This is a genomic window from Nocardiopsis gilva YIM 90087 (assembly GCF_002263495.1).
Taxonomy (GTDB): Bacteria; Actinomycetota; Actinomycetes; order Streptosporangiales; family Streptosporangiaceae; genus Nocardiopsis_C; species Nocardiopsis_C gilva.
Genome location: NZ_CP022753.1, coordinates 6,123,238 through 6,142,152, shown reverse-complemented (window position 1 = coordinate 6,142,152; position 18,915 = coordinate 6,123,238). Strand labels below are relative to the sequence as shown.

Below are 18,915 nucleotides of genomic sequence, written 5' to 3'. Positions count from 1 at the left end.
CGCGACGTCGTCCTGACCGTCGACGGCCAAGAGATCGCACGCGCCACCAGCGCGGTGCCGGCAGCTCGCCAGGAGGTGACCGGTGTACATCCAGCTCACCAACCCGGACCTGAGCCAGGGATGGGACGGGAGTCCACACCACTGCAATCCCTCGGGGCTACATCTCCAGTACACAGGTGCCTCGTCACTGCTGGAGGCCACCTTCGTCCCGGCGGCCGACTACCGGTGCATCGCCATCAGCACCGACGGCCGTCGGGCGCGCCAGCAACATCACCCTGACCCTGACGGGACGGGATTGGCGTGGCGCTGGACCCCACCCATCTAGCGTGTGGAACTCCGCCGAACCGCAGGCACTGACGGTTCGTCGCCTATGACCGACCCTGGCGACCTGCCTTGGTCGCCGACCCGATCCACATCGACGCCACCGACGCCGACGCCCAGGCGCTATGGATCCGCCGGTCCCAACCGGCAGCGCAGGCGACAAGACGGCGAACTTCTCGCCACCTGGACGACGACGACGGCGACCAGTCGACCCGCATCACCTCGCCTGGACGGAACCCGAGCCTCCACCTCCACCGTTGCCGCCCGCTTCCGGTGCGCCTGTGGATGACCTGTGGATAGGGCCTCTGGCGCCCTCCTCCGCATCCACGACGCCCCGTGACGTGGCAACGCACTCGTGACCTCGGTGCCGCTGAGTTCGAGTCGCTGGAGGGCGCCTCACCACATCGCGCTCCGCTGGGCGCGCGCCGCACCTCCTGGTCGTGGATCGCCTGGAACCAGACGCCGCCGACGTCGTGGCGGAGGTCGCGCTGAACGCCCACTACACCGACACCACGGTAGAAGTGATCGACCCGGCGGCCCGTAATCTTCTGACGACCGAGCAGTCACGCGGACGCCTTATGGCCGCGGCAAACAGCACCGAGGCCGCCGTGACCTGTACACCGTCGAAGGTGCGGGCACCGTGGCCATCGGCCTGATCGACTCCTCCGCTACGCCTGCGTCCGCGACGGCGCAACCGGCGACGAGGTGATCTGGCTCCACTCCTACCACGGCTCGGCAGGCTGGCCCTTGGTCCCAGGATGCCCGTGTACCTGGCGCTCGGCGACCTCGGTACCGCCTCCATCCACGCGATCGCGCGGCCCGGCTGGCCTTCCTGGACCGCTCCGGCACCCTCGTCGGCCACGCCGAAGCCGCTGCGGGCGCCGAGTCGGTCTCAGCGGACGCCCCGGCCGGAGCGGTCACCGTCTCGCCCCGCGCCGTTCTGGACGACGCGTTCACCGGGCTGCGCCTGATCGGTCCCGCCGCGCTCACCTACGCCCCGCCGCCTCCTGACATCGCGCTCGGGACGGCTGCCCCACCTATGCCATCACGGCCTACACCGACGCGCCCGCGCTGCCCTACCGCAGCGTCTCCTGGAACTGGTGGAGGTGAGATCACATGCGCCCCGGTAGCGCTGCACTCGTCGAGGCCCTGCAGGCGGGAGAGCGCCACTACGCTATCGCCGCCCACCTCGGCGGACGGGACATCTCCGAGGAGGTCGCCGAGTGGGAGGTGGACCGCTCCTATGACACCGGGCTTCCCGCACAGGTCGCCTTTACGACAGCGCCGTCGCCGCCCAGGCCAAGCTCACGCTCGTCGGCGATGGCACCCAGACGGCGGCCCAGAGGTACTCGCCCTGGTCGCCGCGCGCGACCGCTGACATCACCCGCCCGGCCAGTCCGCCGTCATCTCCTGGGGGCTCACCGAGGGGCAGGACCAGGTCTTCCGTGGTCGGGTTCGCCGGATCACTGCGGACGCGCGCGGCGGCTCGGCCTCCCTCACCGCGTTGGACGGCGCCGAGCTGCTGCGCGGCCGGCGTGGCTCCGCCCGTCATGGACACCACCCTGATCGGTGTTTCCACCGCCTGGTGCATCGACCACGCGCTGCGGATGAACGGCATCCACAACAGCCCCCGCAACGACCGGGGTCGATCTTCTTCGCCTCGATGAACACCGGCGTTGACGCCAACATCGGCATGAGGATCTCCCGCTCTGGCATCTCCGGGTTCAACCGGCGGCTTTCCCCATGGACCGCCGGTCCCCACTCGACCAGCGCGAACGGGTACACCATCACCTGGCGCCGCAGCGCCGCGTCATCACCCAGCAGGCACACTCCTGGTGGACTGGTGGGTCCTCGTCGGCACCGACACCGAAGCCAGCAGCGTCATACTTGACTTCCGCGCAGGCGAATCCGGCACTCCCACCACCATCGAATGCGTCTTCGACCCCACCGTGTGGACCCTGCGTGGACAGGTCAACGGCGCTCGTCGGCCTGGAGCATCCCCGCTGAATACCATGCGCATGGTCGTCACAAAGTGACCTTCGAAATCTCCTTCGCCACACTTAGCGACGGCGTGAAGGTACGGGCGTGGCTCACGGGCCGACCGCCAATTCGCCACCCCACGACCTACACCGGGATACCCCGTATTCGGGTGGCTGCACACCATCACCGCCAGCAGCCGAACTCCGATGGAGTGCGTTGACGTCGCCGCCTCGTCGGCACCGAGGACATCACCACCACCTGGGCCAAGACCGCTGACATCCTGCCCGACGCGTCGGTTCACGACTACCGCCTGCGCGCCGCGCCCAACGTCTCTGGCACCTGGTGGGACATGCTGAAGGACATCGCCGACGCCCAGCTGCTGTACATGGGCTTCGACGAGGACGGCGTCTTCCGCATCCATGCCCGCGACTACATGAGCCCTGACACCCAGGCGCGTCCCGATCTCACTATCACCGCGGCCCGGGACCTCGCCCAGATCATCACGTCCGAAGAGATAGACGGCATCGCCAACATTGTGGAGGTCGCTCCAACCGCCTACGAGTTCCAGAGCCTCAGCGCCGAGGACTTCTACACCGACGACACCGTCCGTGAAATCCCCCCACGCGGCACACTCCGCGTCAGCCTCGACACGACCGGCCGGGGGTGGATGACGCCGTGCCCCATGCCCTTCAGCACCTCTGGCAGCGGCACCCCTGACGCATCGCGGGTCAAGTTCCTGACGAAGGAGGGAAGTTGGCGCCGGTGGAAGTCGAACTCGTCCACTCCGACGAGACACTCACGGCGGTCTTCCATAACCGGGCGTTAACCCGGCCTACACCCAGACCGCCAGTAACGGAGGAGACCCTTCACTCGTCCTGGCCCGCCATCCCATCACCACGCGCACCGGTGCCCCTGCCGTACTGACCGATTCGGGCAGCATCGACCGCTACGGGCAGCAAGCTCTACAGCTCGCTTCTCCTGGGTCCAGTTCTTCGCCCACGCGTCCACTATCGGCCAACAAGTCCTCAGGTGGACGGCGCAGCCGATTCCGTTGACCGGCTCCGTCGAGGTGCTTCCCGACCGCGGATCCAGCTCGGCGACGTCGTTCGCCTCACGGATTCGACGGGCAGCAGTGTCGATGGCCTGTTCCGTGTGCTTGGCATCCGCGTCACCGGCCGCGGCCCCGAGGTGCGCATGACGCTCGACGTTCGGCCGATGTATCGGCCATCACCCCCGGCCGATGCGGGGCTGACTTTGGAGCCCATCGCCGACCCCGCCGCCACACCCATCTACCCCGGATAGGAGAAGGGTCCCGATGACCAAGCTCCACCTCCAGCTACCGCGGCCGGTGCCCCTCACCAGAACCTTGAGATCCAGCCTCCCGGCGAGCCGGACATCAAGACTGACAGCGTCACAGCGCCCGTGGCCCTAGTCCGGTGCCCGATGGTCCGCCGGACGGATACGTGGAGCCGCCGCGTGACCGATGAAAAGCCTTACGCCGTGATCACCGTGGCCGATGTCTATGGCGAAGTGCGATCTATGGCTGGGCAACTCACCACGATCTCCACGCAGCTCGCCGCGATGGAGAAGCGAGTGGCCGACCTAGAACGCCGCGCGGATGCCGTCGATAAGTGGCGCCACGCCCTGCCCGTCTCCACAGTGTCCGCGCTGATTGCCGCCGTCGCCGCAGTGCTCGCCGCCGTTCTCGGCTGACCGCCCCACAAACCCCGAACCATTCCCGCCCCGGCTCGTGTGCCGGGGTTTTCGCGTATCAGGAGGAATCTCAATTGGTCGACATCATCAGCCGCGCTTCGTGGGGAGCCCGCTCCCCCCGCAACCGGGTGACGACCACGTGGAACCGACGGACTGAGTTCTTTGTGCACTATGCCGACGGCCCCACGACTCAGACCCCCCGCGACATCCAGCGCTACCACATGGGCAAACAGGGGTGGGCCGACATCGGCTACAACTTCCTCGTCGACGCCCAGGGCCACGCCTACGAGGGGCGAGGATGGCTGACGGTGGGCGCCCACGCTGTGGGACACAACACGAGCGGGATCGGCGTGTGTTTCATCGGCTACGACGGCGACGCTACCGCCGCCGCGAGGCGCACCATCCGGGCGCTGTACGACGAGGCCAACCGGCGCGCGGGGCGCACGCTGGCCATGCGCGGTCACCGAGACGTCAACAGCACCGATTGCCCCGGCGATCAGCTCTACCGGTGGGTGCGCGCCGGGATGCCGGTCAACGGATCCGGCGGTTCAACCCCGCCACCGACCAGCGAAACCACGGCACCGCGGTTCCCATTGCGGTCCGGCTGGTATTTCGGCCCCCGCTCCGGCCCGAACGCCTCGGTCTCCGGCTACTACAGCCACCGGAGCGACCTACGCACCTGGCAGCGACGCATGCGCGACCGGGGATGGAGCCTCGCGGCCGACGGCCTGTACGGGCCGCGTACCCGATCCGTCGCGCTCGCGTTCCAGCGCGAGAAGCACCTTGCCATCGACGGCTTGATTGGCCCCGAGACATGGCGCGCCGCATGGACCTCGCCCATCACATGACGGGCCACCACCGCCCACGGCGCCCGCTGCTGGTCGTGTTCGCCGCGGGACTCGCCGTCGGCGTCGCCGTTACCTGCCTGGTGTGGCAGACCTCCGACGCCCTCGTCTACTGCACCGGCGCGGCCGAGCCAGTGCTCCCCCTGAATATCAAGTGAAAGGAATCCCTTCATGTCCCGTGTCGATGCCAAGGTCGCCCGTCCGACGCTCGCTGGAGCGCTCGCAACCGTGCTCGTATTCGCCGCCGGTCTGGCCGGTGTCGAGGTGCCCGCCGAGGTCGCCGCTTCCGCTGTCGTCGTCCTAGGCGCGGTCGTGGGCTACTTCTCTCCGCACACCCCACGTCCCGAACTCAACGAGTCCTGACCTGATATTATTCGTACACGCGTTCGATCCAGGTAGGGGAAGACCAGGACCGGACGCACCACGCCCCCTGCCGCCGATGGCGGCAGGGGGCGTTTTTCGTGTTTGGAGCCTGCGGGATCATCGACAGCATCCCCCAACGGCGTGGGGCGCCGTCCGGCTTCGTGTCAAGACACTAGGTGCGGTGCTTCTCCCACTGCGCCGCCGCCTCAGCAACACCTTCGGCCCATCGGCCAGGAGTGTCGTCGGCGATCTCAGCCCAAAGGCGCGCTTGGACCCGGGCGAACATGTCGAGGGCCACGGCGTCGGCCTGGCTCCATGACGGGATTGCCGCAGCCTGCCGCTCGGCTTCGGCCGGAGTGTGGCCAGCGGCGACAAGCCAGACCACCCAGCACGCCGGGTCGATCCACGCCGCCGCACGGGTCGGCCATGCCCAGTCCACGAGGAGTGCCCGTCCGTCGCCTGGGACCAGGATGTTGGTGGGGTTGAGATCGGTGTGCAATAGCGCGACGCCGTCGAGCCGGTTGAGGTCCTCCGGTCGGTCCACATAGTCCTGCCACCGGTGCACAGTCTTCACCGGAACGTCGGGGCAGGGGGTCTTGCCGAGCAGCGCCAGGGCTTCGGCCACCCGCGACATGTCCGGCGAACCGGGCGTGTAGTCGGCGTGGCGACCGTCGATGTGCTCATAACCGATCAGGTCCCAGTCTCCGGCCCGGACGTGCCACAGCATGCGGGGCGCGACGTCGGCGACGTGTGGAGCGATGGCGGCCTCCCGGCCCTGCGTCCACGCCTGCGCATGGTCGGCGGGAAGCCCTTTGACGAACACCGCCCCGTCGGCGTCGTGTAGCACCGAGGCGAGCCCAGAGTTGAGCCCACCGCCCGTCGGCACGGCTTTCAGCACGGGGCCGGTGTAGGCCTCGACAGCGGCACGCGCTTCGTCGGGCAGGTCGGACCACTGCCGCCGCTGCACTCCCAAAGAGGCGCCCCTTTCAGACGGTGATCACGGTGACGAAGCCGAGCGTGCTCAGCCCTTCGGAGCGGCACAGCCGGTCGGAGGCGCCGCCGAGCTCGGTCTGCAACAGCTGGTAGTCGGCCCCTGCGCGGCGGCCCCAGTGCATCGCAGCGCGCCACAGCGCACGCCCGTTACCCGTGCCGCGGTGATCGGGCAGGACCCCGAAGTACTGGGGCAGCAGCCGGAGTCTGCCGAGGGGGTCGGGCAGGGTGGCCATGGGGCCGATCGCGCCGACGATCCGCCCTTCGGCGACGGTGACGAGGACCGGCTCGTCCGTTCCTCCGGCGCGCATCCGGTCGCCGAGCGCGGCGAAGCCCGTGTGCGCCATGGCCGCGGCGAATCCGGGCCACGTGCCCCGCACACCTGCGGACGCGGTGTGCAACGTGAGGACCCGGCCGGGTTCCGGCGGCGGTTCGACGTCGCGGAAGGTCTTCAAGAGGATTCGGCGGCAGCGGCCTGCCTCGGGGTGTGGCTCACGGGCGAGCCAGAAGATGCGGGCCTCGGCGGCGCCCTGGTCGGCGGCGAGCTTTCCGGCGTCTTCGAGCGCCTGGTCGACGTCGAGCGGCCCGTAGTGGTGGGCGGTGAGCAGGCCGTGCCCACGGCCGAGGAGGGTGGGCACCATCACCCGGCCGGAAGCGGCCTCGATGTGCCCGGTGAGGATCTGCCCGTCCTTGGCGCCACCCCAGCGGGCGGCCGGGTCGTGCGGGAGGAACCGGCCGGTGCCGCTGTTGGCGACGACTTCCTCCCACAGGCCGGGGGTGATGGCGTCGGGGTGGACGGGGCCGAGGGTCGGCACGTAGGGGACACCGAACACGGGCCCCTCGGGGGCGCTCTGGTCGCGCATGGCGACATGCTACCCATGCAAAACGGGCCCCGGCGGCAGAACCACCAGGGCCCGGATCAGGGGTATCGTCCCTGATCAGTAGGGGTTATCGTCCCCTGCGTTGCAGCTGCACTTCTCGGATTCGAGTACGTCGTCTAGGTCGTCGACGAACTCGATCTCCGCCGTCCGCTGCGCGGGCGGCTGGAGTTCGACGAACACCGCGGTCATGGGGTCACCTCCTCCCGTCGTCCGTGCTGGCAGTACATCTTGAGAGGGGCTTTGGCCTGCTGGTACTGCGAGGCCAGCGGTCGGCACACGGTGCAGGAGCCCGACAGGGCACAGCCGGAGCAGCCGCCGGTACGCAGCATCAGGCGGTCGGCAACCTCGCCGAGACGGGCGAGCCCTCAATGCCTTCGGACATGAGGTCGATGGCGTCGTCACGGCCGATCTTGCAGATCGAGGCGCGGCCGTGCGGGTCGGCGTGGAAGAAGGTGTGGCCCGCGTTGCATCCGGTGAAGGGCTTGCGTTCACGCAGGTGCTCGGCCGACTGCGTCGTCAGCACCGATCCGTCGCCGTAGATCGTCGGCGACATGTTCACGTACACGTGGTGGCTGATACCGCGTGAGGTCGCCATGTCGACCATGGCGTCGACCTCGTCGGCGTTGCGTTCGCTGACTACGACGCTGAGCTGGACGGGCAGATCGGCCTCGACGGCGGCGTCCAGGCCCTTGATGAACTTGCGGTAGGAGCCGCGGCGGCGCGTCATGCCGTCATAGGAGTCCTCAGTGGCCCCGTACACCGACAGGGTGAGCCTGTAGGGGCGTCGGCTGGTCAGCAGGTCGAGGATGTGCGGGTTGGAAAGGCGGGACCCGTTCGAGCTGATGCTGATCATCATCCCGAGCTCGTAGGCGAGCTGGTAGACGTCGGGGAACAGCTTGTCGATGAGGGGTTCGCCGCCGGTGAGCTGAACCCACACCACGCCGGCGTCCCGCATGATGTGCAGCAGCCTTTCTCGCTGGGGCCAGGGCAGGCCCTCGAAGCGTTTGAGGCCGAGGTAGCAGTGCTCGCAGTCGTAGTTGCAGCCGAGGTTGAGTTCGTAGCTGGCGCGGACGTAGCCGTAGGGCGAGGGCTTGCGGATGAGGACGGTAGGGGTGAGCGGCTGGTCGGCCAAGTCGAGGCCGAATGCGCGGTCAGCTGCTGCGGCGAGCCAGCCCGGAACTGTGCTCCCTGCGGGGGCGTCGGCAAGTTCGAGGTACCGGTGCGCCGGAAGCTTCATCCCGTTGGCGCGGCCGGGACGGAGTACGAGGTAGGAGTCGAGGAACGGGGCGACGATCAGTTCGTGCATCGGGTCCTCATCTCGGGTCAGGCGGTGGGCGCCCAATTAGAAGGGGCTGCTGCTCTGTGGCAGTTGGCGACTGCCGGTGATCTCCATCCACACAAACCGCGGCTGTGGGGCGGGGATCTCAACGGGATCGTCATGCGTATTCCTTCCGATGGGTCGTAATGCTGGTTGTGGTGCCCCGTGCGCCCAGGACGCGAACGCCAGGTACACGGGGGCGATCGGCCTCCATATCCCCTCGACGAAGAGGAAGTGCGGTCGGGCATCTGCCCGGGGCTATCCGGGTGGGTGCACACCCTCACGCCATGCACGACGCTCACTGCCGTAGACACGAGTGGACGAAGAACCGTGCGAAGATCCGCCGTGGCCACCTCACACTGCTGACGAGGATCGTCGCCGCCTGCACACTCGGCGGCGCCATCTCGAGCGCCATCGCCTGCTCCTGGTGGCGCCGCCCGATAGCGCGGCAGTCGCCACAGATTCCATCTCGTTCGAGGTCAGCCGCCAGGATTTTCCGATGCAGCAGGTACATATCCACCATGCCCACCCCGACATAGACGGCGATCAGCATCGGGGAGAGCGTGAAGACGTCCGTCATGGTTTGGCCTCTCTGAGCTGTGCGGGAAGGGTCGCGCCCCGTCCCGCGGCCGGGGCGCGACCACGATGGAGCCGCCCGAGGGCCCCGGTCAACGCCTCGGGCGGCAGGGTGGGGCGGGCCGCTGATCACCCCTCTGACGTGGCGGCCCGCCCCGGTGCCGGGGCGGGGAGTGTCAGGCACCCCGGCGTCTGGTGGCCGCCCGGCCCCGGGAGGGAACACCGGGTACCGGGCGGCAGCATCTAGCCAGAGGGCCGCCGTCGGGTGGCGCGGTCCGCTACCCGCCACGCGGCCCGGTGCGCCGCCTCATGCGACAGGTCGGACAGCCGCCACATGGCCTCGGCCGCACGGTCGGCGCCGGGTCCGGTGGTCGGCACGGTGATCCGAGCGTCGCCCAACATGATGTGCACGTGGCGCCCGTCGGCTGAGTCGACGATGTTCATCTCGTCGGGGTCGAGTTCAACGACGTCGATGGTCGTCGCCCACGACGCGCCGGTGACGTCCATGTGAGGCCCGGCGTGGGCGGCGGGTCGGGCACACGGGAGCCATGCGACGCCGGGCGCGGCCGACTGGTAGCCGGGGCGACGCTGAGCGCAGTGTGGAGGGCCGTCGAGCCCGCTCCAGGCGAGGTGGGAGGGGTTCACCGGGTCGCCTCCTCGTCGTCTATGGCGCCTTCGAGGCGGCGGGCCAGCTCCTTGACCTCACCCCACACCGCCATCAGCCGACGGCCCGACGGGGTGAGGGGGTGGTCACCGGTGTCGGGGTTGATCAGGTCGGGGTCGCGCAGGTGGTCGACGATGTCGACGAGGATGCTGTCGGCCTGCCGCACCATGCCGTAGGCGGCGCGGAGCCGCCGCTCGTCGGCAGGGGTGGGCTCCGCCCGGTAGTAGGAGCGCGGGACGGTGGTCACTGGGCCACCCCCGCCCGGACGAGCTGGTCGAGGTCGGCACGCTCGGCTGCGGCGGCGCTCTGCTGCTCGGAGGTGGGCGTGTAAGGGCGCGGCCATGCCGGGGCGGTGATGCTGTCGAGCACCGCGCCGAGATCGCCGACTGTGGCCGCAGCGATCACGACGCCGGGCTCGACGCGGTTCCGCGCGACATAGGGCGCCAGCACCCCGCGGTGATCGTAGGTGAAGCTCCACCGCCCGGCGTGTGGGGACAGCTCGGCCAGCTCATAGAACGCGTCGCGGTCCGGGATCCGGCCCGGCCGTGGAACTAGTGCGGCAGTGGCAGGTACGTCCGCCGTGTATGGGCGCGAACGGGTCGACGGGCGCCGCGGAGCCCGTTCATCGTCCACCCGGCGACGCCGTGCGGACGCGGACGATTCGGCCGTCTCGGGAGTGCGGCCAGTGGCCGCGTGCCGACCAGCCGGAGACGGCGGCTGACCAGTGAGCCGCAGCAGCAAAGCCGCTAGAGGGATGAGCAGAGGGAAGAAGACGTAACCCGCACGCCTGATCTTGCTTGTAGATTTCATGGGATAGCCCATCAGTGTGTTGCTGTCAGGTATCGCCATGCTGATATGCAATCAACAGAATCGCAAGGGGTTCTGTGAAAGATTCATAGACCGAGATCGCCCTAGACTGTGGGCATGCCGACTCGCCCTCGTACCGTCCACAGCCCGACTGTGCGGCTAAGACGACTCGCTGCCGAGATGCGGCGCGCACGCCTGAACGCCAACTACAACCAGATTGGCGACGCCGCGAGGGCTCTCGGCTGGTCAGGGCCGAAGCTGAGTCGCATCGAGGACGGCAAGACCCGATTCATCAAGCCTGAAGACATCGATCATCTGTGCGATCTCTACGGGATCAAGGACCGTGAGGCTCGCGAGGCACTTCACGCGCTTGCCCGCCAGGCACGCGAACGCGGCTGGTGGTCGGAGTACAAGGACGTCTTCGGTGACAACGTCTTGCCCGACTTCGAGGTAGAGGCGTCGATGATCCGCGCCTATGAAGCCCTCGTGATCCCTGGGCTATTGCAGACTGCTGAGTACACCGAAGCGGTCTTTCGTGGCGGGCAGGCACATCCGGACGACGTCGTCGAGCGCCACGTCTCAGCGCGACTCGAACGACAGCAGATCCTCAACCGGCACAGACCGCCGCACTTCTCGGCAGTGATCGACGAGGCAGCCCTTCGAAGGCGTGTGCGGGAACCCGGCGTCATGCGCGACCAGCTTCAGCACCTGCTGAACATGGCCACCAGGCACAACATAGACCTACAGGTGCTACCGTTCAGCGCTGGTCCTCATGCTGCGACGACCGGCCCGTTTGTCATCATGGACTTTCCGGCAGAAATTGACCCCTCGATCGTGTACACCGAGACCGCGACCGGGCATGTGATCAGCGAGGGCGAAGGCGTCGCCCAGTACGTGACGATCTTCGGGCACGTGCAGGCCGCGGCCCTCCGCGCGTCAGAGTCGGTCGGCTTCATTAGACAGCTACTGACCCAAGAGAGTGATGATCCCCAATGAGCGAGACCAACCCGCGTCTGCTGTTCCACAAGAGCAGCTACAGCGCCAACAGCGCTAACTGCGTGGAGGTCGCCGCCACTCAGAACGGCGCCGCTGTGCGCGACTCGAAGCAACCACACCATGGTCACCTCTTGTTCGCCACGGCCGAGTGGCGCGCCTTTATTGATGACGTCAAGGCGGGCAGCATGTAGCGCCCTGGTTCACATACACGCGGCCCCCGGCCGAAGACCGGGGGCCGACGCATACCTGAAACAACCCAATGGGCTGAGGCGAGCATATCGCCGCAACTCCCATTCGACTACGGAAGTCCTTCACCGATGACTCGCGACGGGGCATCGACCCATAGCCGGTGCTCGTCGGCAGTCACGGTGAGGCCGATCCGGTCACCCTCCGGCCGGCCCGCCGACTCCCACACCGCGTATGCGGCTTCGATCTCTGCCCAGATGTCCCGCGGCCCGTACCGGCTCTGCACCCATTCAGACGCCCCCGGCACGTAGTCGGCAGCCGCCCAGGACCCGGCCGCGTCGTAGACCCATACCGTGAACTCGTCACCCTCACGGATGACACGCTGATAGAGGTCCGGCACCAGCGTGCCGATGACGATCGCCCGGCCAGACCCGTCGGCTCCCAGTGCCGCGCGCGGGTCCAGCTTCGTTCGCCCCGCCTGCATCGGAGCGTCGACGTCAACGTGATCGCGCCAGGTGCCGAAGTGGGACCTCTGAGAGCGCAGCCACATGAACGGCGCCTCGTCGAGGATGCGGCCGTGTGCGGCCCCAGTTCCGTCCGCCGTCAGTCGGACGAGCCAGTGCCCGGCGTGATCGCTACCCCAAGGGGTCACGAGCATGCCGTCCGGCGCGAGCTGGGTGATCCATGCGGCGGGGATCGACTTCGCGGCTACCGTGGCCAGGATGCGGTCGAAGGGGCCGCCCTCGACTGGGACGGCGCCGTCGCTGACGACGAGCCGCGGCTCATACCCGGCGGCCGACAGCTTCTCTCGCGCCTGCTGGGCTAGGGCAGCGTCGACCTCGACCGAAGTCACAGCCTTATCGCCCAGACGTCGACACAAGAGTGCACAGTTATATCCGGTCGCCGTTCCGATCTCGAGCGCGGTCTCCCCGCCAGTCACGTTCAGGGCCTGGAGCATGCGAACGACGAGACTCGGCTGGCTGGCCGAGCTGGTCGGGTACATCCCCGCCCATCGGAACCGAGCGACTCACCGTCGTCGACCTGGGTGACGAGCGCATAGTCCGCGTAGGCGGCATCTCTCCACTCCGGTGTGTCCGGCCCGTAGGGGCTGCGCCAGGGCGGATCGTCGTCGCGCACCCAGACCGTTTCGGGAAGGAAGGCGTGTCGTGGCACCGCCCGTACCGCCGCTTCCCACGCGGGATCCGTCAGAGCACCGGCCTCGACGAGGAGGTCGGCGAGCCGGTCAGGACCATCGTCGAAGTCAGTCATTTCTGTTCCTGGCCATCGCCGGACTGGTCAGGATAGTCCTGATTGCCGTGTCCCGAGCCCTCCTTGCCGTCTTTCTCCAGGCTGGGCCGTCGCCCCGATCTTCCGAGCCGCCTTTGCGATGCCCCATCGCTACCTCCCATGCTCGCGGACGCGTCCACTGGGAACGTAACCCGGCGATCGCCGTGCGTCACTGGGAAGGGCCGGAGGCGGCCAAGCAGAGGCGGAGGACGCAGGGGGAGGGTTCTGGGATAAAAGTCCGGAACGTGAAGGGTGGCCGGATCGGGCCAGTTTTGACAGCAGAGGATCGGTTGCACGACGGTTCCGGCTATTCTGGCGTTTCAGCTGTTCGGCCGTGTGTTGCACGACGGTGAAGAGACGCCCGATTAAAAGTCCGCTGCTCTGCCAATTGAGCTAATGGCCCCGATGCGTGCTTCCGTCGTAGGTACGGTGCCACACCATGCGTGCTAAGACTAACGGGTTTTGCGCCCGGATGCGGAACGCAGTCCCGTATGTGGCGGTGGTGGGGGGGCCTGTGGGGACCTTGGGCCGCAGCGGGCGCGAGGCCGTCTGTCGTGCTGTGCCGGGACGGGTTCGGGAGCTGGCCGGGGTGAGGCCGGTAGGGGCGCTCAGGGTGGAGTCAGGGGCCCGCCAGGGGACTTCCCGATGGGCTTGAGGCGGGGGAACGGGCAGGCTGGAGGTATGAGCGAGAACTTCGGTAAGAAAAGCCTTCGGCGGAGTCGTGACAAGAGGATCCTGACCGGTGTCTGCGGTGGGATCGGGGCGTTCGTCGGTGTCGACGCGAATCTCGTGCGGCTGGCGTTCGCGGTCTTCACCCTCCTGGGTGCCAGCGGCATCCTCCTGTACATCATCGCGTGGCTGGTCATGCCCGAGGAGGGTAAGGACACCTCGGTTCTGGAGCACATCATCCGGAACTTCCAGGGGAAGCAGAGCAACCTGTGATGTGGTCACTGCGGGCGCGTCCCCCTGCCCGTCCCCGGTCCTGGTCCGGGAGCCTGGTCTCCGTCGGGGGCGTCAGCGTCTGGGGGCGTGTGCATCAGGGCGATGGCCTCGGAGGAGAGGCGGGACCAGGGCGATGCCAGGAGCAGGGCACCCGCCACACCGAGGCCGCCGGCCACCGTGATGACGACATGGAGTCCGGTGACCTCGACGAGCAGGCTGGCCAGGGCGATGCCGATGCCCTGGACCGCCTGTAGGCCGGCCGCCACCAGGCCGAACGCCAGCCCCCGGCCCTTGGACGGGGCGCAGAGGACGAACGCGGCGTTGGCCACGAACTGGTAGGAGGCCGTCATCCCCGAGAGCATCAGCAGGCCGACCATCACCCACAGCGGCGGGTGCAGTGCCCAGGCCAGCAGAGGAACCGACGCCGCCACGGCCAGTGGGCCGATCAGGCGCATCCTCGATTCCGGGTTGATCAGTCGCGTCAGGACGAACCCGCCGATGATCGCCCCCATGGACGGTCCCGCCATCAGCAGGCCCGCCGCCATCGCTCCGCCGCCGACCTCGTCGGCCAGTGGGCCCGCCAACCCGTAGGGGATGGCGTAGAACCCCGCCAGCCAGGCGAACAGGCCGAGCGTGCGCAGGCGGGCGTCGCCGAAGACGACCCGTGTGCCCTCCCGCGTCACCCGCCACAGTGAGGGGCGCTCCTCCCGCTCGTCGCGCGGGGCAGGTCGGTAGCGCACACCGAACCGGATGATCGCGGCCGACGCCACGAACGTCAGTCCGTTGAACATCACGGCCGAGTTCGGTCCGACCGCCGCGACGACCCCGCCGCCGAGCACCAGCCCCGCCAGCGTGCCCACCTGGGTGGTGATGTTGATGATCGCCGACCCGGCGACGTAGCGCTCCCCCTGCACGATCTCGGCCATCAGCGCAGCCCGGGCCGCGCCGAACGGCACCATCGGCAACGTGGAGCAGAACACCAGCACCCAGATCGCCCACACCGGCAGTCCCGGAATGCCGATCCCGGCCACCAGCACGGCCCGCGTGAGGTCGCTGATCACGATCACCCTGCGCCGCGGGAAGAGGTCGGCCAGCCCCGAGAGCAGCGGTCCGCCGATGATCTGCGGCAGGAACGTCAGCGCCATCGTGATGCCCGCGGCCAGCGCCGAGGACGTCTGGTGGTAGACGAGCAGCGCCACAGCGATGTTGAGCAGGTAGCTGCCGGTCATCGACAGCGCGTGGGCCACCCACAGCGCCCGGAACTCGCCGACGCGGACGACGTCGCGGTAGCCGCGCCGCCAGTCGCCGCTGCTCGATTCCTGGCCTGACGGTCCCTGACCGGATGGCGGCGCCCCGGCCCCGCCCCCTGTGGAGGCGCTCCGGCGGGTGGTTGTCATGTCTTTGCGGTCCTGCGGAGGGATGTCGATCTTGCGGCTGTCCGTACGCGGATTACCCACCCGGCGGCTCCCTCACCTGGTTCGCACCGGCGTCACTCTCGGTTGTTATCTGATGACCTACCGTCCCTGATTCCGTGTGGGTTCCGCAAGTCGTTTTCGAGAATCTGTGATGGATCTGTTGGCGCTGGTAGGCATACGTGGCGACTTTGCGGCGCGCTTCTCGGGGGCGTTCGTGTGCCGTCGCGGTGCGTCCGCGGGGCACGCGCCGAGCGCCCGTCGCGGCCGCCGTGGTCGCCGCCGTCATCACTGTGGGTGTGCGCGCCCCAGGCCAATGTCACCCCCAGCCCAGGTCGTGCAGCCGCTGGTCCCCGATCCCGAAGTGGTGCGCGATCTCATGGATCACGGTGATCCGGACCTCGTCCACGACCTGATCCTCGGTGTCGCAGCAGGCGCAGATCTCCCGCCAGTAGATGAAGATCTGGTCCGGCAGGGCGCCCGCGTAGCCCTCCCCGCGCTCGGTCAGCGGGATCCCCACGTACAGGCCCAGCAGTCCGGGGTCCGGCGGATCCTCACTGACCGTGATGACGACGTTGTCCATCATTCGGGTCAGCTCGGGCGGAATGGTGTCGAGCGCGTCGCTGACGAGCTCCTCGAATCGCGTCCGGGTGAGTTCAACCACGTCACCGATTGTCCGCTATCGCCCACCACTGGTGCGCCGACGCGGGGCCAGGAACGTTGTTGAGCCGCGACGCACCGGCAATCATGGAGGGGTGTCCTCACGGCTGGGATCCGCCCTTACCTCCGCCCTGGCCCCCGAACGGCTGCGTTCCCTGGCGGGCCGGGTCATCCGACTGCGCACGGGGCTCGCCGCCCGCATCGCGGGCGTGATCGCGGCGGGTCTCCTCGGCGGGTGGCTCGGGCTCGCACTGGGTGGCCAGGTGATGACGCCCATCGGTCCGGCCGACGTGAATCTCAGCGTCAGTCCGGGACGCGGCGAGACCGTCCTAGACGTGGCTCCACTGGGGAAGCTCGCCTTCGACACCCACTCCGCACCCTTGCGCTTCGAGGCGGCGATCACCGAGATCCGCCCGGCCGCCGCCCAAGAGGTGTTCCGGAACCCCGCCGCCATCGACCGCATGGCCCAGACCATCGGGTCCGAGGTCCAGCACGGCGTCGTGCTTCTGCTCACCCGCGCCGCCGCGGCCGCCGTCCTGGGGGCGGCCCTCACCGCCCTCGTGCTGTTCCGCGACTGGCGCCGGGCTCTCGGCAGCGCACTGACCGCGCTGGTCACCTTCGCTGCGGCCGCCGGTATGGCCGCCGCCACATTCAACCCCGCCGCCGTCTCCGAGCCCCGCTACACCGGGCTGCTCGTCGGCGCCCCGAACGTGGTGGGCAACGCGGCGGATGTCGTCAACCGGTTCTCCGAGTACCGGAAGCAGCTCGCGGGCCTCGTCGGCAACGTCTCGATGCTCTACGAGGCGACCTCCACGCTGCCGGTCTTCGAGGACGACGGGACGACGATCCGCGTGCTGCATGTCGCCGATCTCCACCTGAACCCGGCCGCCTGGAACGTCATCAGCTCGCTGCGGGAGCAGTTCCGGATCGACATCATCGTCGACTCCGGCGACTTCACCGACCGCGGCAGCGCGGCCGAGGACGGGTTCGCCGACGAGATCGCCAAGCTGGACGTGCCTTACGTCTGGGTCCGCGGCAACCACGACTCCATGGGCACCCAGCGGGCGGTGGCGGCCCAGCCCAACGCGGTGGTCCTGGACGACGAAGTCGCCGAGGTCGGCGGCATCGTCTTCTACGGCGCCGGCGACCCCCGCTTCACCCCCGACAAGGCGCGCGACAACCCGGACACCGACGAGGTCGCCGCCATCGGCGCCGAGCAGGCCGCGTCGATCAAGGACGCGGACCCGCCGGTGGATGTCGCGGTCCTGCACGACCCACTGCAGGGCGAGGGCTTCAGCGGCGTCGTGCCGCTGGTCCTCTCCGGCCACGGACACAACCGCTGGACCGAGGTGAGGGAGACCGGTACGCGCTTCCTTGTGCAGGGGTCGACGGGCGGCGCCGGCCTACGCAACCTCGCCGGAGGCCCTGACCGTCCCACGCCGTACCAGGCGTCAGTGCTCTACTTCGACGCCGAGACGCAGCGGCTTCAGGCCTGGGACGACGTCACGCTCGGCGGCCTCGGTCTCACCTCCGCCCAGATCGAGCGGAACATCGAACAGGATCCCGACCGCCAGATCACACCCGCTCCGGCCGCGTCTGGGAGGAGTCCGTCGCGCTCGCCGTCCCCGTCGCCGCCCTTATCTCCGACACCGACGGTGTCGGTGGAGAGCGGCTCTCCCACACGCTCCCCCGGATGACACGCCCAACGGCGAGCGGGGCGCTGCCCCGTCCGTCCCGGATCCCCGCCCGCAGCGCTGTCGCGACCCCCGAAACCACCTGACGGAGCGGGGCTCGGCAAACCGCTTTGGCACTGGACGGAAATCTCCCCTATGCTTGACCCGTCCCCGACGGCAGGCGAAGCGGGAAATGGCGACTCGTTCGTCGTCGAGGCCCCCATCGTCTAGTGGCCTAGGACGCCGCCCTTTCAAGGCGGTAACGCCGGTTCGAATCCGGTTGGGGGTACTGATCCGGGTCGGACCACTGCCGGACGTCTGGCAGAATGATGACGCGGACAGCGCAAGGCAGAGCACCCGGTACAATCGAGTGCGGCGCCGAGTGCCGACAAAAGAATACGCAAGGTCCTGTGGAGCAGTTAGGAGTGCTCGCCACCCTGTCAAGGTGGAGGCCGCGGGTTCAAATCCCGTCAGGACCGCCCGCACACCGCAGGTTGGTGTGTTGCATTGGGGCCAGGTAGCTCAGTTGGTACGAGCGTCCGCCTGAAAAGCGGAAGGTCGGCGGTTCGACCCCGCCCCTGGCCACACCTCCATAAGCATGAAAAAGGCCCCCGTGAACTGAGAATCCAGGTCACGGGGGCCTTTTTAGTGCGTCGATGGCGTCCGGTGGCTTTCGGCGGGTATCTACGACCAATACACGGCCATGTTTTCAGCTTGCTGGGAGACCGGTCACCCGCGGCATCATCGACGGCGTACCAGACTGAGCCTCAGTGCCGTAGGGGCAACCATGCCCCATCGTGGCAGGTCGGCCTCGGACGCCGGTGATTCGACTCTCTCGAGAAAACGGAACACCTGCAGGAAGCCCGGTCCATCACGAGCGTGATGGACCGGGCTTCTTCTTGTTTCATTTTCCTGGATGTCGTGCCGAATCCGCCCTCTGCGACTAATGATCTTTAAAGCGTGATGTCACATGCGGTCTGTTCGATGAGCTTCAGGCCGGTGTGCGCGAGCAGGCCGTCGAGAACCTCGGGCGGTGCTGCAGGCGGCGCAGGGATCGTCGGACCGTCCGGGCGAGGTGATCGATACCGGTCACCGCCAGGTTGGCCAGCTCCCCGCGTTTGACCAGCGACCACAGGCCCTCCACCGGGTTGAGGTCGGGGCATAGGCCGGCAGGTGGTGCACCGTCAGCCACGGCGCGGCCTCGATGAAGTGGCGCATCGCGCCGCTCTTGCGGGAGTTGAGGTTGTCCCAGACCACAACGATGGGCGCGTCCAGTGCCGTGTGCGCCGCTGTGAGCAGGC

General features: G+C 68.3%; 28 protein-coding genes and 3 tRNA genes. 16 read left to right on the top strand and 15 right to left on the bottom strand.

Translation table 11 applies throughout. The features are described from left to right. The first annotated feature begins 82 nt into the window (after positions 1 to 82). On the top strand, positions 83 to 325 hold the full coding sequence (locus tag CDO52_RS27925) for a hypothetical protein (RefSeq protein WP_157745725.1): 243 nt from the start codon (positions 83 to 85) through the stop codon (positions 323 to 325). Between the two features lie 436 nt (positions 326 to 761). Continuing rightward, positions 762 to 977, top strand: a complete 216-nt coding sequence (locus tag CDO52_RS26980; protein WP_094932779.1) for a hypothetical protein — start codon at positions 762 to 764, stop codon at positions 975 to 977. A 617-nt stretch (positions 978 to 1,594) separates the two neighbouring features. Here CDO52_RS26980 and CDO52_RS26975 read toward each other — a convergent pair. After that, entirely contained in the window at positions 1,595 to 1,873 is a 279-nt protein-coding gene (locus tag CDO52_RS26975; RefSeq protein WP_157745723.1) for a hypothetical protein, read from the bottom strand. Between the two features lie 283 nt (positions 1,874 to 2,156). On the opposite strand from CDO52_RS26975, the gene CDO52_RS26970 reads away from it, so the two are divergent. From CDO52_RS26970 to CDO52_RS26950, 7 genes are all read left to right on the top strand, one after another. Next, a complete protein-coding gene (locus tag CDO52_RS26970) occupies positions 2,157 to 2,357 on the top strand; it encodes a hypothetical protein (protein ID WP_094932777.1) in 201 nt (66 codons plus the stop codon). Positions 2,358 to 2,650: 293 nt separating this feature from the next. Continuing rightward, positions 2,651 to 3,127 carry a hypothetical protein gene (locus CDO52_RS26965; protein WP_094932776.1) on the top strand — a complete coding sequence of 159 codons (477 nt, stop codon included), beginning with the start codon at positions 2,651 to 2,653 and terminating at the stop codon, positions 3,125 to 3,127. Between the two features lie 326 nt (positions 3,128 to 3,453). Continuing rightward, positions 3,454 to 3,603 (top strand): hypothetical protein, encoded by a 150-nt coding sequence (locus CDO52_RS27920; RefSeq protein ID WP_157745721.1) that lies wholly within the window; start codon positions 3,454 to 3,456, stop codon positions 3,601 to 3,603. Between the two features lie 174 nt (positions 3,604 to 3,777). Further along, complete coding sequence (locus CDO52_RS26960) at positions 3,778 to 4,014, top strand: hypothetical protein (protein ID WP_017619384.1); 237 nt, start codon at positions 3,778 to 3,780, stop codon at positions 4,012 to 4,014. Positions 4,015 to 4,088: 74 nt separating this feature from the next. Then, positions 4,089 to 4,862, top strand: a complete 774-nt coding sequence (locus CDO52_RS26955) for a peptidoglycan recognition protein family protein (protein WP_017619383.1) — start codon at positions 4,089 to 4,091, stop codon at positions 4,860 to 4,862. Then, complete coding sequence (locus CDO52_RS27915) at positions 4,859 to 5,017, top strand: hypothetical protein (protein WP_017619382.1); 159 nt, start codon at positions 4,859 to 4,861, stop codon at positions 5,015 to 5,017. The genes CDO52_RS26955 and CDO52_RS27915 overlap by 4 nt, the downstream gene beginning before the upstream one ends. 13 nt (positions 5,018 to 5,030) lie before the next feature. Then, a complete protein-coding gene (locus CDO52_RS26950) occupies positions 5,031 to 5,222 on the top strand; it encodes a hypothetical protein (RefSeq protein ID WP_017619381.1) in 192 nt (63 codons plus the stop codon). A 172-nt stretch (positions 5,223 to 5,394) separates the two neighbouring features. Here CDO52_RS26950 and CDO52_RS29010 read toward each other — a convergent pair whose 3' ends face one another. The 9 genes from CDO52_RS29010 to CDO52_RS27910 form a co-directional block, all read right to left on the bottom strand. Continuing rightward, positions 5,395 to 6,195, bottom strand: a complete 801-nt coding sequence (locus CDO52_RS29010) for a protein kinase family protein (RefSeq protein ID WP_026125922.1) — start codon at positions 6,193 to 6,195, stop codon at positions 5,395 to 5,397. Between the two features lie 13 nt (positions 6,196 to 6,208). Further along, entirely contained in the window at positions 6,209 to 7,075 is an 867-nt protein-coding gene (locus CDO52_RS26940) for a GNAT family N-acetyltransferase (protein ID WP_017619379.1), read from the bottom strand. A gap of 75 nt (positions 7,076 to 7,150) precedes the next feature. Next, positions 7,151 to 7,282: a hypothetical protein gene (locus CDO52_RS29185; RefSeq protein ID WP_017619378.1), complete on the bottom strand. Its 132-nt coding sequence runs from the start codon at positions 7,280 to 7,282 to the stop codon at positions 7,151 to 7,153. After that, positions 7,279 to 7,422 carry a hypothetical protein gene (locus tag CDO52_RS28410; protein ID WP_198345803.1) on the bottom strand — a complete coding sequence of 48 codons (144 nt, stop codon included), beginning with the start codon at positions 7,420 to 7,422 and terminating at the stop codon, positions 7,279 to 7,281. Before CDO52_RS28410 ends, CDO52_RS29185 begins: the two co-directional genes overlap by 4 nt. After that, entirely contained in the window at positions 7,422 to 8,399 is a 978-nt protein-coding gene (locus CDO52_RS26935; protein WP_198345802.1) for a radical SAM protein, read from the bottom strand. The genes CDO52_RS28410 and CDO52_RS26935 overlap by 1 nt, the downstream gene beginning before the upstream one ends. A gap of 310 nt (positions 8,400 to 8,709) precedes the next feature. After that, on the bottom strand, positions 8,710 to 8,991 hold the full coding sequence (locus CDO52_RS26930) for a hypothetical protein (RefSeq protein WP_017619376.1): 282 nt from the start codon (positions 8,989 to 8,991) through the stop codon (positions 8,710 to 8,712). Positions 8,992 to 9,230: 239 nt separating this feature from the next. Beyond that, positions 9,231 to 9,632, bottom strand: coding sequence for a hypothetical protein (locus tag CDO52_RS26925; RefSeq protein WP_152471665.1), 402 nt, complete (start codon positions 9,630 to 9,632; stop codon positions 9,231 to 9,233). Continuing rightward, on the bottom strand, positions 9,629 to 9,898 hold the full coding sequence (locus tag CDO52_RS26920; protein WP_017619374.1) for a hypothetical protein: 270 nt from the start codon (positions 9,896 to 9,898) through the stop codon (positions 9,629 to 9,631). The genes CDO52_RS26925 and CDO52_RS26920 overlap by 4 nt, the downstream gene beginning before the upstream one ends. Beyond that, positions 9,895 to 10,284 (bottom strand): hypothetical protein, encoded by a 390-nt coding sequence (locus CDO52_RS27910; RefSeq protein WP_152471663.1) that lies wholly within the window; start codon positions 10,282 to 10,284, stop codon positions 9,895 to 9,897. The genes CDO52_RS26920 and CDO52_RS27910 overlap by 4 nt, the downstream gene beginning before the upstream one ends. A 291-nt stretch (positions 10,285 to 10,575) precedes the next feature. On the opposite strand from CDO52_RS27910, the gene CDO52_RS26910 reads away from it, so the two are divergent. Both CDO52_RS26910 and CDO52_RS26905 read left to right on the top strand, forming a co-directional pair. Next, complete coding sequence (locus tag CDO52_RS26910) at positions 10,576 to 11,454, top strand: helix-turn-helix domain-containing protein (RefSeq protein WP_269769162.1); 879 nt, start codon at positions 10,576 to 10,578, stop codon at positions 11,452 to 11,454. Then, positions 11,451 to 11,645 carry a DUF397 domain-containing protein gene (locus CDO52_RS26905; protein WP_017619371.1) on the top strand — a complete coding sequence of 65 codons (195 nt, stop codon included), beginning with the start codon at positions 11,451 to 11,453 and terminating at the stop codon, positions 11,643 to 11,645. The genes CDO52_RS26910 and CDO52_RS26905 overlap by 4 nt, the downstream gene beginning before the upstream one ends. 107 nt (positions 11,646 to 11,752) lie before the next feature. On the opposite strand, the gene CDO52_RS26900 is transcribed toward CDO52_RS26905, so the two are convergent. Both CDO52_RS26900 and CDO52_RS28405 read right to left on the bottom strand, forming a co-directional pair. Beyond that, positions 11,753 to 12,598, bottom strand: coding sequence for a methyltransferase domain-containing protein (locus CDO52_RS26900; protein WP_198345801.1), 846 nt, complete (start codon positions 12,596 to 12,598; stop codon positions 11,753 to 11,755). Beyond that, positions 12,583 to 12,909, bottom strand: a complete 327-nt coding sequence (locus CDO52_RS28405) for a hypothetical protein (protein ID WP_198345800.1) — start codon at positions 12,907 to 12,909, stop codon at positions 12,583 to 12,585. The genes CDO52_RS26900 and CDO52_RS28405 overlap by 16 nt, the downstream gene beginning before the upstream one ends. Positions 12,910 to 13,608: 699 nt before the next feature. On the opposite strand from CDO52_RS28405, the gene CDO52_RS26895 reads away from it, so the two are divergent. Then, a complete protein-coding gene (locus tag CDO52_RS26895) occupies positions 13,609 to 13,869 on the top strand; it encodes a PspC domain-containing protein (protein ID WP_017619369.1) in 261 nt (86 codons plus the stop codon). A 5-nt stretch (positions 13,870 to 13,874) separates the two neighbouring features. Here the strand turns inward: CDO52_RS26895 and CDO52_RS26890 are convergent, their stop codons facing one another. Further along, entirely contained in the window at positions 13,875 to 15,266 is a 1,392-nt protein-coding gene (locus CDO52_RS26890) for an MFS transporter (protein WP_094932889.1), read from the bottom strand. 334 nt (positions 15,267 to 15,600) lie between these two features. Next, positions 15,601 to 15,945 (bottom strand): metallopeptidase family protein, encoded by a 345-nt coding sequence (locus CDO52_RS26885; protein WP_017619367.1) that lies wholly within the window; start codon positions 15,943 to 15,945, stop codon positions 15,601 to 15,603. Positions 15,946 to 16,036: 91 nt separating this feature from the next. Between CDO52_RS26885 and CDO52_RS26880 the strand changes: the two genes are divergently transcribed. The 4 genes from CDO52_RS26880 (at position 16,037) to CDO52_RS26865 (ending at position 18,199) form a co-directional block, all read left to right on the top strand. After that, positions 16,037 to 17,638 (top strand): metallophosphoesterase family protein, encoded by a 1,602-nt coding sequence (locus tag CDO52_RS26880; RefSeq protein ID WP_394340773.1) that lies wholly within the window; start codon positions 16,037 to 16,039, stop codon positions 17,636 to 17,638. Positions 17,639 to 17,830: 192 nt separating this feature from the next. Beyond that, positions 17,831 to 17,903 (top strand) — tRNA-Glu (locus tag CDO52_RS26875). 115 nt (positions 17,904 to 18,018) lie between these two features. Further along, positions 18,019 to 18,093 (top strand) — tRNA-Asp (locus CDO52_RS26870). A gap of 32 nt (positions 18,094 to 18,125) precedes the next feature. Next, positions 18,126 to 18,199 (top strand) — tRNA-Phe (locus CDO52_RS26865). Between the two features lie 406 nt (positions 18,200 to 18,605). Here CDO52_RS26865 and CDO52_RS28400 read toward each other — a convergent pair. Continuing rightward, positions 18,606 to 18,806 carry a hypothetical protein gene (locus tag CDO52_RS28400; protein WP_198345799.1) on the bottom strand — a complete coding sequence of 67 codons (201 nt, stop codon included), beginning with the start codon at positions 18,804 to 18,806 and terminating at the stop codon, positions 18,606 to 18,608. Positions 18,807 to 18,915: the final 109 nt, after the last annotated feature.

Coding starts and splice junctions, on each gene's coding strand:
- CDO52_RS26930 (WP_017619376.1), bottom strand. CDS start 8,991: ATGACGGACGTCTTCACGCTCTCCCCGATGCTGATCGCCGTCTATGTC.
- CDO52_RS28405 (WP_198345800.1), bottom strand. CDS start 12,909: ATGACTGACTTCGACGATGGTCCTGACCGGCTCGCCGACCTCCTCGTC.
- CDO52_RS26910 (WP_269769162.1), top strand. CDS start 10,576: ATGCCGACTCGCCCTCGTACCGTCCACAGCCCGACTGTGCGGCTAAGA.
- CDO52_RS26890 (WP_094932889.1), bottom strand. CDS start 15,266: ATGACAACCACCCGCCGGAGCGCCTCCACAGGGGGCGGGGCCGGGGCG.
- CDO52_RS26950 (WP_017619381.1), top strand. CDS start 5,031: ATGTCCCGTGTCGATGCCAAGGTCGCCCGTCCGACGCTCGCTGGAGCG.
- CDO52_RS28410 (WP_198345803.1), bottom strand. CDS start 7,422: ATGCTGCGTACCGGCGGCTGCTCCGGCTGTGCCCTGTCGGGCTCCTGC.
- CDO52_RS26940 (WP_017619379.1), bottom strand. CDS start 7,075: ATGCGCGACCAGAGCGCCCCCGAGGGGCCCGTGTTCGGTGTCCCCTAC.
- CDO52_RS26905 (WP_017619371.1), top strand. CDS start 11,451: ATGAGCGAGACCAACCCGCGTCTGCTGTTCCACAAGAGCAGCTACAGC.
- CDO52_RS29185 (WP_017619378.1), bottom strand. CDS start 7,282: ATGACCGCGGTGTTCGTCGAACTCCAGCCGCCCGCGCAGCGGACGGCG.
- CDO52_RS26965 (WP_094932776.1), top strand. CDS start 2,651: ATGCTGAAGGACATCGCCGACGCCCAGCTGCTGTACATGGGCTTCGAC.
- CDO52_RS26975 (WP_157745723.1), bottom strand. CDS start 1,873: ATGACGGGCGGAGCCACGCCGGCCGCGCAGCAGCTCGGCGCCGTCCAA.
- CDO52_RS26935 (WP_198345802.1), bottom strand. CDS start 8,399: ATGCACGAACTGATCGTCGCCCCGTTCCTCGACTCCTACCTCGTACTC.
- CDO52_RS26900 (WP_198345801.1), bottom strand. CDS start 12,598: ATGCTCCAGGCCCTGAACGTGACTGGCGGGGAGACCGCGCTCGAGATC.
- CDO52_RS27915 (WP_017619382.1), top strand. CDS start 4,859: ATGACGGGCCACCACCGCCCACGGCGCCCGCTGCTGGTCGTGTTCGCC.
- CDO52_RS26895 (WP_017619369.1), top strand. CDS start 13,609: ATGAGCGAGAACTTCGGTAAGAAAAGCCTTCGGCGGAGTCGTGACAAG.